The 14,112-nt window shown below is 61.9% G+C and carries 13 protein-coding genes and 1 riboswitch; of the genes, 6 read left to right on the forward strand and 7 right to left on the reverse strand.

Annotated features, from left to right (window positions below; translation table 11 throughout):
- Positions 1 to 112: 112 nt before the first annotated feature.
- From cpdA to KW838_RS13190, 3 genes are all read right to left on the reverse strand, one after another.
- Positions 113 to 928 carry a 3',5'-cyclic-AMP phosphodiesterase gene (gene cpdA / locus KW838_RS13180; RefSeq protein WP_218501282.1) on the reverse strand — a complete coding sequence of 272 codons (816 nt, stop codon included), beginning with the start codon at positions 926 to 928 and terminating at the stop codon, positions 113 to 115.
- A 112-nt stretch (positions 929 to 1,040) separates the two neighbouring features.
- A complete protein-coding gene (locus tag KW838_RS13185) occupies positions 1,041 to 1,493 on the reverse strand; it encodes a DUF1249 domain-containing protein (protein ID WP_007977461.1) in 453 nt (150 codons plus the stop codon).
- A complete protein-coding gene (locus tag KW838_RS13190) occupies positions 1,484 to 2,101 on the reverse strand; it encodes an NUDIX domain-containing protein (RefSeq protein WP_015093209.1) in 618 nt (205 codons plus the stop codon). The genes KW838_RS13185 and KW838_RS13190 overlap by 10 nt, the downstream gene beginning before the upstream one ends.
- Positions 2,102 to 2,325: 224 nt before the next feature.
- Here KW838_RS13190 and KW838_RS13195 point away from each other — a divergent pair, with 224 nt between their 5' ends.
- Positions 2,326 to 3,072, forward strand: a complete 747-nt coding sequence (locus tag KW838_RS13195; protein ID WP_116580721.1) for an RsiV family protein — start codon at positions 2,326 to 2,328, stop codon at positions 3,070 to 3,072.
- On the opposite strand, the gene cytX is transcribed toward KW838_RS13195, so the two are convergent.
- Both cytX and thiC read right to left on the reverse strand, forming a co-directional pair.
- On the reverse strand, positions 3,041 to 4,333 hold the full coding sequence (cytX, locus tag KW838_RS13200) for a putative hydroxymethylpyrimidine transporter CytX (protein WP_218501283.1): 1,293 nt from the start codon (positions 4,331 to 4,333) through the stop codon (positions 3,041 to 3,043). The two genes, KW838_RS13195 and cytX, sit on opposite strands and share 32 nt — an antisense overlap.
- A gap of 167 nt (positions 4,334 to 4,500) precedes the next feature.
- On the reverse strand, positions 4,501 to 6,390 hold the full coding sequence (gene thiC, locus KW838_RS13205) for a phosphomethylpyrimidine synthase ThiC (protein ID WP_218501284.1): 1,890 nt from the start codon (positions 6,388 to 6,390) through the stop codon (positions 4,501 to 4,503).
- 150 nt (positions 6,391 to 6,540) lie between these two features.
- Positions 6,541 to 6,646, reverse strand: a riboswitch (TPP riboswitch).
- A gap of 205 nt (positions 6,647 to 6,851) precedes the next feature.
- On the opposite strand from thiC, the gene KW838_RS13210 reads away from it, so the two are divergent.
- Positions 6,852 to 8,291 carry a TolC family outer membrane protein gene (locus KW838_RS13210; protein WP_102698640.1) on the forward strand — a complete coding sequence of 480 codons (1,440 nt, stop codon included), beginning with the start codon at positions 6,852 to 6,854 and terminating at the stop codon, positions 8,289 to 8,291.
- Between the two features lie 68 nt (positions 8,292 to 8,359).
- Here KW838_RS13210 and waaA read toward each other — a convergent pair whose 3' ends face one another.
- Together waaA and KW838_RS13220 are read right to left on the reverse strand one after the other, a co-directional pair.
- Positions 8,360 to 9,637: a lipid IV(A) 3-deoxy-D-manno-octulosonic acid transferase gene (waaA, locus tag KW838_RS13215; RefSeq protein ID WP_218501285.1), complete on the reverse strand. Its 1,278-nt coding sequence runs from the start codon at positions 9,635 to 9,637 to the stop codon at positions 8,360 to 8,362.
- 11 nt (positions 9,638 to 9,648) lie between these two features.
- Positions 9,649 to 10,551 (reverse strand): LysR family transcriptional regulator, encoded by a 903-nt coding sequence (locus tag KW838_RS13220; RefSeq protein WP_173900784.1) that lies wholly within the window; start codon positions 10,549 to 10,551, stop codon positions 9,649 to 9,651.
- A 103-nt stretch (positions 10,552 to 10,654) separates the two neighbouring features.
- Between KW838_RS13220 and KW838_RS13225 the strand changes: the two genes are divergently transcribed.
- The 4 genes from KW838_RS13225 to KW838_RS13240 all read left to right on the forward strand — a co-directional run bounded on the left by KW838_RS13225 (position 10,655) and on the right by KW838_RS13240 (position 14,084).
- The gene (locus KW838_RS13225) at positions 10,655 to 10,987 is read left to right on the forward strand and encodes a multidrug efflux SMR transporter (RefSeq protein ID WP_007977444.1); all 333 of its coding nucleotides are present in this window, start codon (positions 10,655 to 10,657) and stop codon (positions 10,985 to 10,987) included.
- Between the two features lie 111 nt (positions 10,988 to 11,098).
- Positions 11,099 to 12,274 carry an FAD-binding oxidoreductase gene (locus KW838_RS13230; protein WP_102698638.1) on the forward strand — a complete coding sequence of 392 codons (1,176 nt, stop codon included), beginning with the start codon at positions 11,099 to 11,101 and terminating at the stop codon, positions 12,272 to 12,274.
- Complete coding sequence (locus KW838_RS13235) at positions 12,271 to 13,083, forward strand: aldo/keto reductase (protein ID WP_007977442.1); 813 nt, start codon at positions 12,271 to 12,273, stop codon at positions 13,081 to 13,083. Before KW838_RS13230 ends, KW838_RS13235 begins: the two co-directional genes overlap by 4 nt.
- A gap of 32 nt (positions 13,084 to 13,115) precedes the next feature.
- Complete coding sequence (locus KW838_RS13240; protein WP_007977441.1) at positions 13,116 to 14,084, forward strand: hypothetical protein; 969 nt, start codon at positions 13,116 to 13,118, stop codon at positions 14,082 to 14,084.
- Positions 14,085 to 14,112 lie beyond the last annotated feature (28 nt).

Consider the following 14,112-nt stretch of genomic DNA (forward strand, 5'->3'; position numbering starts at 1 on the left):
CGTCATCGCGAGCAAGCTCGCTCCCACAGGGGATTTGTGAATGACGCAGATCCAATGTGGGAGCGGGCTTGCTCGCGAAGGCCGCGCCCCGGTTTTCCAGAAAAATGAAAAATCAGTAGCCGTTGGAACCGTAATCCACAGTGAAATCGAACCCGGTAACCCGCTCTACCCCGGTTTCCAGCCGCCCGTCGGGCAGCAGTCGCAACCAGCGATAACCCGGTGCCTGTTCCCCGACCTTGAAATCCTCGCTGCCCGGCTCGAACTGGATGCAGGTCGAGGGCGAGGCGATCAATCGCACACCATTGCGCCTCTGATCGATTTCCTGATGCACATGCCCCCACAACACCGCGCGCACCTGTTCGAAACGATCCAGCACGGCGAACAGCGCCTCGGGATTGCGCAAGCCAATCGGTTCCATCCAGGCACAACCGATGGACACCGGGTGATGGTGGAAGCACACCAGATGATGGCGTTCCGGCGCTTCGCTCAGCGAGCGGGCGAGCAACTGCAACTGTTCATCCTGCAAATATCCCGGCACCGAGCCCGGCACCGCCGAATCGAGCATCGTGACCCGCCAGTTGCCGATATCCACCACAGGTTCGAGCAAAGCGCTCTGCACCGCCGCCTCGGCCATGATCTGCGGCTCATCGTGATTGCCGGGAATCCAGCGCGCCGGCGCACCGAGTTGGCGCGTCATCTCGCGAAATTGCCGGTAGGACGCAAGCGTCCCGTCCTGGGACAGATCACCCGTGGCCAGGATCAAATCGATCTGCGGCTGCTGCGCGCGCACCAGCTCGATGACCTTTTGCAGGCTGTCGCGAGTGTTCATGCCCAGCAACGCAGCGTCCGCTTCGGCAAACAGATGACTGTCGGAGAGTTGCACCAGCAACGCCGGATCGGCGGTGGTCAATGTGGATACGCTCGGCAAGGCGTTCTCCCAGGGCGTGATCACGGGGATGGGTAAGTGCCGCAATTATGCTGGGGGACGATCGAAAGGGGAAATCCGTGAACCTGACACAGTTCACAACTGCGCTTCGCCGTTAACGTACGACTTCGTACTCATGCCCCAGCGCCAGGCAATGGCTCAGCCATTCGCCCAGAAACATGTTCAGCTGGGCCTTTTCGTCCGGCTGGTGCATCGAGGCGTTCGGGTAAGGATAGATGCCGCGAAAGCGTCGTGCATGTTCGGCGCTGACCACTTCGGCCATGCGTGCATCGTGATAGACCTGCACTTCCAGTTGCGGCACCGGCAGCCACGGCAGGCTGTGTTCCTGCCGCACTTGCAGGGTCGTGGTGTAAGGACAGGTCAGCAATACCTCCAGGGCCAGCACGCCGAGCATCTGGTCGCCATGGGTCACGGCGATGCGCCGCGCGGCAGGCTCGCTGCGCATGTCCGGCAGCAGTCGCATCAGGCGCGCGTAGTTCGCCTCGCAGGACGCTTGCAGCCCCACCAGATCTACCCGATAGCGATCGCGCAGCTTGTTTACGACCATAACCCCCTCACTTCAACGCGGTTCAAAGCCAGCCATTGCAAGGCAATGATGCTCGCCGCGTTGGCAATACGCCCGTCGCGCACGGCTTGCAGGGCATCTTCGAAAGCCCAGACCGTGACGCGGATGTCTTCTGCCTCTTCCTCCAGCCCATGCAGGCCGCCAACCCCGGTAGTGTCACAACGCCCCAGGTACAAATGCACGAATTCGTTACTGCCGCCCGGCGATGGAAAATATTTGAGCATCGGCCAGAGCGCCCCGATTTCCAGCCCAGCTTCCTCCTGCGCTTCGCGGTGAGCAACTGCTTCCGGCACTTCATCCTTGTCGATCAGACCAGCGACCAGTTCGATCAGCCACGGGTTGTCGGTCTTGCCCATGGCGCCGACGCGAAACTGCTCGATCAGCACCACTTCATCGCGCTGCGGATCGTAAGGCAGCATGCAGACCGCGTCATGGCGAACGAACACTTCACGATTGATCTCACGGCTCATGCCCCCGGCGAACAATTCGTGGCGCAAGTGCACGCGTTCGAGTTTGTAGAAACCCTCGTAGCATTTTTCGCGCCGCACGATATCAACGGCGGTCGGAATGGCGTTGGCAAAATCCGTCATGACAATCCTCGTTACTGCGAATCCTGAACGAGGCTCCTTTCTTCCTGGGCCTCGACTTCGCGCCATCCTAACGCGCCCGTGATGTTTGATGCAGCCCCTTTCCCGTCAGCGGGATGGACGGTGAAGGCGAAACCCTCTCTAATTAGCTTAGTGGCGAACTGATTGCTTTGTTGAGAGTCGAAGCCGGTAACTTTTTGCCTTCCCCTGTTTCAGAAAGGACGCCCATGTCGCTTTTCAAAATCGCCTCCGTGGCCGCCATCGCCTTGACCCTGGGCGCTTGCGCGAGCCTGTTCCAGCCCAACTACCGGACGCCGCTGGAAACCACCCGCGATGCCTCCGAGCAACTCAAGCCCGGTTGCAGCAACCCGGATTGCCCGCTGGTCAACATCGACACCCTGCACTTTCCGGACGAGCCTGCACTGGACGGCATCATCGAAAAACGCCTGCTGCAGATGACCCGCACCTCGCCCGACGCGCCGGTGGCACCGACCCTGGCGGCCTATCGCGAAGAATTCCTGCGCACCGCCGGCCCGCGCAACAGCAGCTATCTGCAGGCGAAGGTACGTGAGCAGCATGACGGCTTGGTGATCATCGAATTGTCCAGCTACCTGGACACCGGCGGCGCCCATGGCACGCCGGGGCGGGGTTTCATCAACTACTCGCGCCAGCAGCATAAAGTGCTGACGTTGTCCGACATGTTGGTGCCGGGGCAGGAAGACGCGTTCTGGAAAGCCGCGCAAGTGGCGCACAACAGCTGGCTGATCAGCACCAAGCTCGATCAGGAACCGGAGTTCGTGAAGAGCTGGCCGTTCCAGAAAACCCAGAACGTGGCGCTGACCTACGGCGGGGTGATCCTCAAGTACGAAACCAGCACCATTGCGCCTTACGCGCTGGGCCATGTCGAACTGAAGATCCCCTACCCTCGCCTGAACGGCATCATCAAGCCCGAGCTGTTTCCCGGCCGTAACTGAAGGCCCGGCCCAGCACCAGCTGCAGCAACCCTGCCAGGACCAGCGCCGGCAGGGTTGCCCCCACGTCCGGATACAGGTTGGCGAGCAGATGGTAAGTGCTGATCCCACCCAGCCAGGCCAGCAGCGCCGGCCAGCGCAAAGCGGCTGAAGCCACCTGGCCGCTGCGCTTGCGCAGGATGAAGTGGTCCACCAGCACCACGCCGAACAACGGCGCAAACACCGAACCGATCAGCAGCAGGAAGTTCTGGTACTGGGCCAATGGCGCCAGCAGGGCAATCAGCGTACAGATGACGCCAATGGCCAGGGCCAGATGCTCGACTTTGGCACGCAACAGAATCCCGCTGGACACCGCCGCCGAGTGAATATCGGCAAAGGCGTTTTCCGATTCATCCAGAAGAATCAGCAGCAGCGGAATCCCCAGGCCGGCCCCGGCCAGCGCCAGCAGCAAGGCATTGACTTCACCGCTCGGCGCGAACGCCAGGGTGTAGGCCACGCCCAGGCTCATCAGCCAGAAGTTACCGATGAAGAATCCGATGGCGGTGCCACCGAAGACGTTTTTCGCCCGTTTGCCGAACCGCGAGTAGTCGGCGATCAGCGGCAGCCAGGAGAGCGGCATGGCAATGGCGATGTCGAAACCCACGGCAAACGGCATCGAACCATCACCGGCCTGGGCCCACAACGCGGCCAGGTCAGCCTTGGCGAACAGGTTCCAGGTCAGCCAGATGCACGCGGCCAGCAGCAGCCAGATACCCCACTTGCGCAGGATCTGCCGGACGAACGTCAGCGGGCCACTGACCGCCAACAGAGTCGCCAGGGCGCCGAAGAACAGGGTCCAGAGCAGCGGATTCGACAGCAGGCTGCCTTCGCTGAAGGCCTTCGCGCCCAACAGACTGGCGGCATCGCGCATGACAATGATTTCGAACGAGCCCCAGCCGATCAGCTGCAGCAGGTTCAGCACCGCCGGCAGGCTCGCGCCCTTGGCACCGAGGCTGAGTTTGAGGGCGGCCATCGACGACAGGCCGGTGTCACTGCCAATCACCCCGACCGCCGCCAGCAGCAGAACGCCGACCAGGGTGCCGAGGAAAATCGCCAGCAACGAACCGGACAGGCCCAGGCCCGGCGCGAGCAATGCACCGGTCTGCAACACCATCAGGCCGATGCCGAGGGAGAACCACAGGGAAAACAGATCGCGACCGCCGAACACACGCTTGTCGATCGGCACCGCGATGTCGGGGGAGTAAGTGCTGGGTTGAATGCTCAAGGGTGTTATCTCAGAGGGACACATTTTGTTTTTGGGAGTTTCGGTGTCTGAACTGGCGCTTTCGCGAGCAAGCCCGCTCCCACATTGGTCCTGCGTACACAGGTCAAATGTGGGAGCGGGCTTGCTCGCGAAGACGGCACCAAAGGCACCGTCAATCCCAGGTCAGATCAAACCTTCTTGTATAACTGGCTGCCTTCCTTCTTGAAGCGCTCGGCCTGTTCGGCCATGCCTTGGGCGACGTCCACGTCGACCGCTTCGATCCGTTGGTTGGCCGCATACTCGCGGACTTCCTGGGTGATTTTCATCGAACAGAACTTCGGCCCGCACATCGAGCAGAAGTGCGCGACCTTGGCCGAATCCTTCGGCAGGGTTTCATCGTGATACGAACGCGCGGTGTCCGGATCGAGGCCCAGGTTGAACTGGTCTTCCCAGCGGAACTCGAAACGCGCCTTGCTCAAGGCATTGTCGCGGATCTGTGCGCCTGGGTGCCCCTTCGCCAGATCGGCGGCGTGCGCGGCGATCTTGTAGGTGATGATGCCGGTCTTCACGTCATCCTTGTTCGGCAGGCCCAAATGTTCTTTCGGCGTGACGTAGCAGAGCATGGCGCAACCGAACCAGCCGATCATTGCCGCACCGATGCCCGAGGTGATGTGGTCGTAGCCCGGCGCGATGTCGGTGGTCAGCGGGCCGAGGGTGTAGAACGGCGCCTCGTCGCAGCACTCCAGCTGCTTGTCCATGTTCTCCTTGATCAACTGCATCGGCACGTGGCCCGGGCCTTCGATCATGCACTGCACGTCGTGTTTCCAGGCGATCTTGGTCAGCTCGCCGAGGGTTTCCAGTTCACCGAACTGCGCCTCGTCGTTGGCGTCGGCAATCGAGCCCGGACGCAGGCCGTCGCCCAGCGAGAAGCTGACGTCGTAGGCCTTCATGATTTCGCAGATTTCGTCGAAATGGGTGTAGAGGAAGTTCTCTTTGTGGTGCGCCAGGCACCACTTGGCCATGATCGAGCCGCCACGGGACACGATGCCGGTCACGCGCTTGGCGGTCATCGGTACGTAGCGCAGCAACACGCCGGCGTGGATGGTGAAGTAGTCGACGCCCTGCTCGGCCTGTTCGATCAGCGTGTCGCGGAACAGCTCCCAGGTCAGGTCTTCGGCCACACCGTTGACCTTCTCCAGCGCCTGGTAGATCGGCACCGTACCGATCGGCACCGGCGAGTTGCGGATGATCCACTCACGGGTTTCGTGGATGTGCTTGCCGGTGGACAGGTCCATGACCGTGTCCGAACCCCAGCGAATGCCCCAGGTCAGTTTCGCCACTTCTTCTTCGATGGACGAACCCAGGGCGCTGTTGCCGATGTTGCCGTTGATCTTCACCAGGAAGTTACGGCCGATGATCATCGGCTCCAGTTCGGTGTGGTTGATGTTGGCCGGGATGATCGCGCGGCCGCGGGCGATTTCTTCACGGACGAATTCAGGGGTGATTTCTTTCGGGATGCTCGCGCCGAAACTGTGGCCGGCGTGCTGTTGCTTCAACAGGCCGGCGGCGCGGGCCTCTTGCAGCTTCATGTTTTCGCGGATGGCGACGTATTCCATCTCGGCGGTGATGATGCCTTTGCGCGCGTAGTGCATCTGGCTGACGTTGGCCCCGGCCTTGGCGCGACGCGGGTTGTTCACGTGGGCAAAGCGCAGTTTGGTCAGCTCTGGATCGGCAAGGCGCTCCTGCCCGAAGTTCGAGCTCAGGCCACTCAGGCGTTCGGTGTCACCACGGTCGTCGATCCACGCCGAACGCACGTCACCCAGGCCTTTACGCACGTCAATCACCACGTTGGGATCGGTGTAAGGGCCCGAGGTATCGTAGACAGTCACCGGGGCGTTGATTTCGCCGCCGAAGTCAGTCGGCGTCACGTCCAGGGTGATTTCGCGCATCGGCACGCGGATGTCCGGGCGAGAGCCCTGGACGTAGACTTTTTGCGAACGGGTAAAGGGTTGAACCGACTGCTCATCGACCTTGGCCGACTCACTGAGGTTGATCGCGTTTTTTGCTTTTATGGTCATCACGGGCTCTCCAGACAGCATCCAGGCAGTGGATTGTCGGAGCAGAACCTGAAAGGCACGGACGCACCAGGACTGGTGCTGTGCGTCGTCACACGGGGAGCGCTCGATTGTCGAACAATTTCCCGGACGAAGCACAAGAGGACTCGCCGGGTGACGAGAAATCTTGTTCCCTACGCAGGCGCTAACCTGATCAGGTTCAACGGGATCCGAAATTATTCGATCTCAGCCTCATAGCAAGGCACCCCGACAAGAACCCGGCCAGTCTAGACACAACTGGCAGAGAACGCCAACCCCCCGGCAAATACCATGATGAATGGCGTAATAACACGCAGTATCAGGATTGTTGCCACCCCGATGCGCAACTACACTCGCTACGCTGAGCCGCGCATTGACGCTGTCGAAGCAGAGCCTTAGCCTTGGCGCTCAAATTACCTCTGTAATATCAATTCTAGGGATCGTCTATGCTGCGCAAACTCTCACTGGCCCTTGCCGTGTCTTGTGCGTCCAACGGATTGGCCTGGGCAGCAGATGCGCCCTTATCGAACAAGACGGACCTTGTCAGCGTTTATCAGGAAGCCGTCAACAACAACGCCGATCTGGCGGCTGCCATCGCCCAATACGGCGCGCAGAAGGAAGTCGTCCCCCAGGCCCGCGCCGGACTGCTGCCGAACCTCTCCGGTGGCGCGAATGTTTCCGAGGTGCGGACCTCGCTCGATCAACCCTCGGGCACGTCCAACCGCGATGCTCATTCCTACCAGGCCACTTTGGCGCAGCCGCTGTTCCGGGCCGACCGCTGGTTCCAGTTCCAGGCCGCCAAGGAAGTCAACGAACAGGCCGCCCTGCAACTCTCGGCGACCGAGCAGAACCTGATCCTGCAAACCGCCGACAGCTATTTCAACGTGCTGCGCACCCAGGACAACCTGGCCTCGACCAAGGCCGAAGAAGCGGCGTTCAAACGCCAGCTCGATCAATCCAACGAGCGTTTCGATGTCGGCCTCTCGGACAAGACCGACGTATTGAACTCACAGGCCAGCTACGACACCGCACGCGCCAACCGCATCGTTGCGCAGCGCCAGGTGGACGACGCCTTTGAAGCATTGATCACCCTGACCAACCGTCAGTACAACTCGATCTGGGGCATCAGCCATAACCTGCCGATCCTGCCGCCAGTACCGAACGACGCCAAGGCCTGGGTCGAAACCGCGGGCAGGCAGAACCTCAATCTGTTGGCCAGCAACTATGCCGTCAGCGCCGCCGAGCAAACCCTCAAGCAACGCAAGTCCGGGCACTTGCCAACGGTTGACGCGATCGCCAAGTACGAGAAAGGCGACAACGATGCACTGGGCTTCAGCAACCCGAACAACCTGCCCCAGGCGTACGGTGGCGACGTCGATCAAACCACCGTCGGCCTGCAACTGAACATCCCGATCTACAGTGGTGGCCTGATCAACTCCCAGGTGCGCCAGTCGTATGCACAACTGGACCAGACCGAGCAGCAACGCGAAGCCCTGCGCCGCAGCATCGTGGAAAACACCCGCGACCTGCACCGCGCGGTGAACACCGATGTCGAGCAGGTACAGGCGCGCAAGCAATCGATCATCTCCAACCAGAGCGCGGTGGAAGCGACTGAAATCGGCTATCAGGTGGGGACGCGAAACATCGTCGACGTGCTGGATGCGCAGCGCTCGCTCTACAACTCGGTGCGCGACTACAACAACACCCGCTACGACTACATCCTCGACAACCTGCGCCTGAAGCAACAGGCCGGCACGTTGAATCCTGGAGACCTGCAAAACCTCGCACGCTGGCTCAATCCCAACTACAACCCGGACAAGGATTTCCTGCCACCGGATCTGGCCAAGGCGGCAGAGGAGCAGTTGAAGGCGCGACCGGAGCAATAAAGCAAAAGATCGCAGCCTGCTGTAGGAGCTGCCGCAGGCTGCGATCTTTTTCTGTCCGACGACTCGGTCTACCGCTCGATCAACCGCCCCAACCCGTCCAGCAAGCGCTGCAACGCCCCCTGGTTGGCGCGCATCACCTTCAACCCGGCCTCTGCCATGCGCTGTGCATCACGGGGCAGTTCGAACAGCCGCTGCACCGCCACCGCCAACCCTTCGGCATCCTCCACTTCCTGCAACGCCCCGGCACTGCGCAATTGCGCAGCGATTTCGAGGAAGTTGAAAAGATGCGGCCCGCTCAGCACCGGTTTGGCCAGGGCCGCCGGCTCCAGCAGGTTATGCCCGCCGTTCGGCACCAGGCTGCCGCCGACGAAAGCACTGTCAGCCAAAGCGTAGAGAAACAGCAACTCACCCATTGTGTCGCCCAGCAACACTGAAGTATCGGCACCGACCGCGTCGCCACTGGAGCGCCGGACTGTGGCAAACCCTTGTTGCTGGCACAGCCCGTACACCGAATTGAAGCGTTCCGGATGACGCGGCACCAGAATCAGCAACGCATCGGGGTGACTGGCCAGCAACTGACGATGAGCTGCCAGCACGACCTCGTCTTCGCCGTCATGGGTACTGGCCGCGATCCACACCGGTCGCTCCAGCGCCTGCCATTGCCCGCGCAACTGGCTGGCGCGCTCGAGCAGTTGCGGGTCGATGGTCAGGTCGAACTTGATCGAACCGGTGACCTCGACGGTTTCCGTCCGCGCGCCCAGATCACGGAAGCGCTGGGCTTCGGCCTCGGTCTGCACCGCGAACAGGCTCATCTCGGCCAGCATCGGCTGGGTCAGCTTGCGGAACCGGCCGTAGCCCTTGGCCGAACGCTCGGACAGTCGCGCATTGGCCAGCGCTACGGGAATCCCGCGTTTGGCACATTGATGGATATGGTTGGGCCACAGCTCGGTTTCCATGATCACCGCCAGTTTCGGCCGGACCCGATCGAGGAAGCGCCGGGCGGCGCACGGCAAATCGTAAGGCAGATAGCAGTGCTGGATGCGCGGCTCATTGGCAAACAGGGCCAGGATGCGTTCCGAACCGGTCGGCGTCATGCAGGTCACGGTGATCGGCAGATTCGGGTAACGCGCCAGCAAGGCGCGGATCATCGGCGCAGCAGCAATGCTTTCGCCCACCGACACGGCATGCACCCAGATGCCGCCCGGTTTCATCGCCGGCATCCCGTAGGAGAAGCGCTCGCCGATGCGCCTGGCATACGCCGGCGCCTTGCGCGCGCGCAGCCAAAGCCGAATCGCTACCAATGGCAGCCCCAGATAAAACAGCGCGGTGTAGAGAGTTCTATTCATGGCGGCGGAGTTTATCGGCTTTTTTCGCCAATCGTCTGCAAGTGCACGGCAAAACGTTCGGCGAGCCAGCGCGCGGCCGGACCAAGCGGCTCGTCCCGGCGCCATACCAATTCCACCACCAGGGCTGGCGGGGTCCATTCGCTGACCAGTTCGACCATCTGGTTCTGATACGTCGGGTATTGCACCACGTGGCGCGGCAGCCACGCCCAGCCAAGGCCGCGCACCAGCCATTCGGCCATTACATAGAAACTGTCGGCGCGCCAGACTTGCGGGCTGGCGGGATCACTGCCGGGATAAATGCTCGACTCCGTGGACATCAGCAACTGCCGATGCTGCGCCAACTGCTGGCCGTCCACCGTGCCTTTGCCGGCCAACGGATGATCCTTGCCGCACACCGTGACCATTTCCACGCTGCCCAGCACACGACGCTCAAGCGCCTCGGGAATCTGATCGTGAAAGAACAGCAACCCCAGGTCTGCGCGCCGCTCCACCAGCTTGCGCGCGACATCGCCCTGGGCGGCACTGGTCAGTTGCACTTCAAGGCTGGGGAATTTTTCCGCCAGGGCCTCGAAGCTTTCGATGATCGGCTGATAAGGCATCGCCTCATCCTGCGCCACGCGCAGTCGTGCCTCCTGGCCGCGCATCATCGCCAATGCCCGGCCATTGAGTCGTTCACACTGACGCAACACTTCCCGTGCTTCGTCCAGCAAAGCGGTACCGGCTTCAGTGAGCTTCGGCTGACGGCCGCTGCTGCGGTCGAACAGGCTGATGCCCAGGTCATCCTCCAGCAACGCTATCGCACTGCTGACCGCCGACTGCGCCTTGCGCTGATCCCGCGCCACGGCAGAAAACGAACGCTGCTCCGCTACGCTGACAAACAACCGCAGTTGCTCCAGATTCCACTGCATGCTCATGGCTCAACCCATCTCTTGAACAGATAGGTAATGACTTTACCGCATCTGGCAAATCACTAGAATGCCGACCTCAGAGAGCAACACTTCACACGAGGATTGACCCATGACCGCTTACTACTACCTGGCCATTGCCATCTGCGCCGAAGTGATTGCCACTGTTTCGATGAAAGCCGTCAAAGGTCTCAGCACCCCGCTGCCACTGGTGCTGGTCATCCTCGGCTACGGCATTGCCTTCTGGATGCTGACCCTGGTGGTGCGCAGCGTTCCCGTGGGTGTGGCGTATGCCGTTTGGGCCGGCATGGGGATCGTGATGGTCAGCGTCGCGGCGCTGTTTATCTACGGGCAGAAGCTGGATGTGCCGGCGATGCTGGGGATGGCGTTGATTGTGCTGGGGGTTGTGGTCATCCAGCTCTTCTCCAAGACTGCTGGGCATTAGAACTCGAAACGCTCCCACAGGGTTACTCGTTGGCTCGAGAGTACTGGCGTCAGCCCCTCCAATCTTCGAGTCTGTATACTGCGCCCTCGTCTTGAACACAGAGGTCGCTGCATGCCATCCGTTATTTCCACCGACGTTCTGATTGTCGGCGCTGGTGTCGCCGGCCTCTGGCTGAACGCGCGCCTGCGCCGCCAGGGTTTTTCGACCGTGCTGGTGGAAAGCGCCAGCCTCGGCGGCGGGCAGACCGTGAAGTCCCAGGGCATTATCCACGGTGGTGCCAAGTACGCATTGCACGGTGCCCTGACCGGCGCTTCGGAAGCCATCGCCGATATGCCGCGCCGCTGGCGTGAAGCCCTGGCCGGTGACGGCGAGCTGGACCTGTCTGGTGTGCGCCTGCTCTCCGAAGCCCATTACCTGTGGTCCCCTGGCACCCTCGCCGGCAACCTGACCAGTTTCTTCGCCAGCAAGGCCGTGCGCGGTCGCGTCGATCAGGTCAAGGGCGACCAGTTGCCGCCCGCGCTGCAGGACAAGCGCTTCAAGGGCAAGGTCTATCGCCTGGCGGAACTGGTGATCGATGTGCCGAGCCTGATCCAGCGCCTGGCCGACCTCGCCGGTGACGGCTTGCTCGCCGGGCAGAAGATCGAACCGCTGCTGGAGGGTGGCAAGCTGGTCGGCCTGATCGTCGATGAGCGCGAGATCCGCGCCCAGCGCATCGTCTTGAGCGCCGGTGCAGGCACGGCGCAACTGCTCGAAGCATTGGGCCTCAGCGAGCCGGCGATGCAGCGTCGACCGCTGCACATGATCATCGCCAAGGGGCCGAGCCTCAAACCGCTGTACGCCCATTGCCTGGGCGGCGGCACCAAACCGCGAATTACCGTCACCACCCACCCGGCCGCCGACGGTCAATGGGTTTGGTATATGGGGGGCGACATCGCCGAAAGCGAAGGCGTACTCCGTGAGCCTGCGGAGCAAATCGCCACCGCCCAGAAAGAACTCGGCCAGTTGCTGCCGTGGATCGACTTGAGCACGGTGCAGTGGGCCACCCTGCGCGTGGATCGCGCCGAACCCCTGCAATCGGGCCTGACCCGCCCCGACAATGCGTTTCTCGCAGAAGAAGGCCGGCTGCTGGTGGGCTGGCCAACCAAACTCGCCCTGGCGCCGGACTTCGCTGACCGCGTGATCGCCAGCCTGACCCGCGACGGTATCCAGCCAGGCCACCCGGCAGCGCTGCCTGAACTGCCGAAGCCACCGATGGGCGTACCGGCCTGGGAGCAACTGTTGCCATGAGCCAACCGACCCTGCATGACTTGCATCGCCCCCTGGGCAGCAGCGGCCTGCTGGTTTCACCCCTGGGCCTGGGCACGGTGAAACTGGGCCGCGACCAGGGCGTGAAATACCCCAGCGGCTTCCGGATTCCCGATGACGATGAAGCGCGCATGCTGCTCAAGCTCGCCCGCGACCTGGGCATCAACCTGATCGACACGGCCCCGGCCTATGGCCGCAGCGAAGAACGCCTCGGCCCGCTGCTGCGCGGTCAGCGTCAGGATTGGGTGATTGTCAGCAAGGTGGGTGAAGAATTTGCCGACGGCCAGTCCCGTCATGATTTCAGCGCGGCACACACGCGCATGTCGGTAGAGCGCAGCCTGCAACGTCTGGAAACGGACTTCATCGACCTGGTGCTGGTGCACTCCGATGGCAACGACCTGGCGATCCTCAATGACTGCGAAGTCTACGAAACCCTCGCCGAACTCAAGGCCGAAGGCAAGATTGGCGGCTTCGGGTTTTCCGGCAAGACCGTCGAAGGCGGTTTGAAGGCGCTGGAGCAAGGCGACTGCGCGATGGTCACCTACAATCTGAACGAACAAAACGAGAAGGCCGTCATTGACTATGCTGCTGCACACGGCAAAGCCATTCTGGTCAAGAAAGCCCTCGCCAGCGGTCACGTATGCCTGAGTCCGGGCGTGGACCCGGTGCGCGCCAGTTTCGAGTTGCTGTTTGAACATCCGGGTGTTGCCAGTGCTATTGTCGGGACCATCAATCCGCTGCACCTCGCCCACAATGTCGCGACCGTTGCCCAGGTCCTACGTAGCCACTGACGCCGCTCACGCGGCCTTAAGCAGGAGCCGACATGTCGCGCACGCTCATCAGAAAGAACCCGAGCAACTTCAAGACCCTGCCGTTATTCGTCGAAGCGACTCCTGAAGGCCTGAGTTACCAGAGCGTCGGCAGGCCGCTGAATTTCTCCCAGACCCTGCAACGTCGTCGGCCGGTCACGGTCGGCGACAGCGAACGCTTTGCCCTGGAACTGGCCAATCTCGGGGTCTCGGTGCGCCTGACCCTGCATTGGCAGAATCGCGACTACTGGGTGCTGGTGCGTCAGCGTCGGCAGGACCGTGGCGACGTGGTGCTCAAGCTGATCTCCGGTTATGTGCCGGCCCACGAACTGAACCTCCCCCTGCACACGGCGATCCAGGAGATTGCCGAAGAATGCCTGCTGGAAACCCCGGAGGGCTGGCTCGGTGGCCGGTTCAATGACACCTGGCTGCCGGCCCCCTACTCGGCCGCCCTGCATTACCGCGAAGCCCTGCCGTTTCGCTTGTCGCCACTGTCCGGCTCGGCGCGGCCGGTGCGTTGCGCCAACCTGACGTTGATGGAGCGTCCGCGGGCTTACGTGCATTTGCCGACGGCGTCGCTGCAACTGATTTACGACCTGCGCCTGGACGTTCCCAAGGAAGCCAAGTCCCTGAGCCTGTTCCATGTCGATGAAAGGCTCGAAGGCGATCAACTCGTCGCCCGTCTCGACCGCAAGCGCCCCGATCTGTACTTGATGCCCTTGCAGGACGGCCACCCGATGGCTGAGCTCTACACCCTGAAAAAGGATCAACTGCACCCGGCCAGCACCCGCGGCCTGTACCTGGCCGAAAGCTTTGCCCGACAGGAAGGCTGGCTGGTGCGCGATGAACGAATCCGCTGGAAGGACTGGGTGAGGCAGCAGGGGTTGACCCCGCCGGGGAAGGATTCGGGTTTGGCGCGGTTGCGCGGGAAGGCCAAGCTGCTGCTGAAGAAAATCGTGCCGCGCAAAAAGGTCAGCTCTTAAAAGCAAAAGATCGCAGCCCCTGTAGGAG

Origin of the sequence: Pseudomonas sp. PDM27 (assembly GCF_019219205.1) — a bacterium.
Classification (GTDB): domain Bacteria; phylum Pseudomonadota; class Gammaproteobacteria; order Pseudomonadales; family Pseudomonadaceae; genus Aquipseudomonas; species Aquipseudomonas laurylsulfatiphila.

Excerpts from the sequence above, each read along its gene's own strand:
- KW838_RS13190 (WP_015093209.1), bottom strand. The coding sequence starts at position 2,101 with ATGACGGATTTTGCCAACGCCATTCCGACCGCCGTTGATATCGTGCGG.
- KW838_RS13225 (WP_007977444.1), top strand. The coding sequence starts at position 10,655 with ATGACCGCTTACTACTACCTGGCCATTGCCATCTGCGCCGAAGTGATT.
- KW838_RS13195 (WP_116580721.1), top strand. The coding sequence starts at position 2,326 with ATGTCGCTTTTCAAAATCGCCTCCGTGGCCGCCATCGCCTTGACCCTG.
- thiC (WP_218501284.1), bottom strand. The coding sequence starts at position 6,390 with ATGACCATAAAAGCAAAAAACGCGATCAACCTCAGTGAGTCGGCCAAG.
- KW838_RS13240 (WP_007977441.1), top strand. The coding sequence starts at position 13,116 with ATGTCGCGCACGCTCATCAGAAAGAACCCGAGCAACTTCAAGACCCTG.
- waaA (WP_218501285.1), bottom strand. The coding sequence starts at position 9,637 with ATGAATAGAACTCTCTACACCGCGCTGTTTTATCTGGGGCTGCCATTG.
- KW838_RS13185 (WP_007977461.1), bottom strand. The coding sequence starts at position 1,493 with ATGGTCGTAAACAAGCTGCGCGATCGCTATCGGGTAGATCTGGTGGGG.
- KW838_RS13230 (WP_102698638.1), top strand. The coding sequence starts at position 11,099 with ATGCCATCCGTTATTTCCACCGACGTTCTGATTGTCGGCGCTGGTGTC.
- KW838_RS13210 (WP_102698640.1), top strand. The coding sequence starts at position 6,852 with ATGCTGCGCAAACTCTCACTGGCCCTTGCCGTGTCTTGTGCGTCCAAC.
- KW838_RS13220 (WP_173900784.1), bottom strand. The coding sequence starts at position 10,551 with ATGAGCATGCAGTGGAATCTGGAGCAACTGCGGTTGTTTGTCAGCGTA.
- KW838_RS13235 (WP_007977442.1), top strand. The coding sequence starts at position 12,271 with ATGAGCCAACCGACCCTGCATGACTTGCATCGCCCCCTGGGCAGCAGC.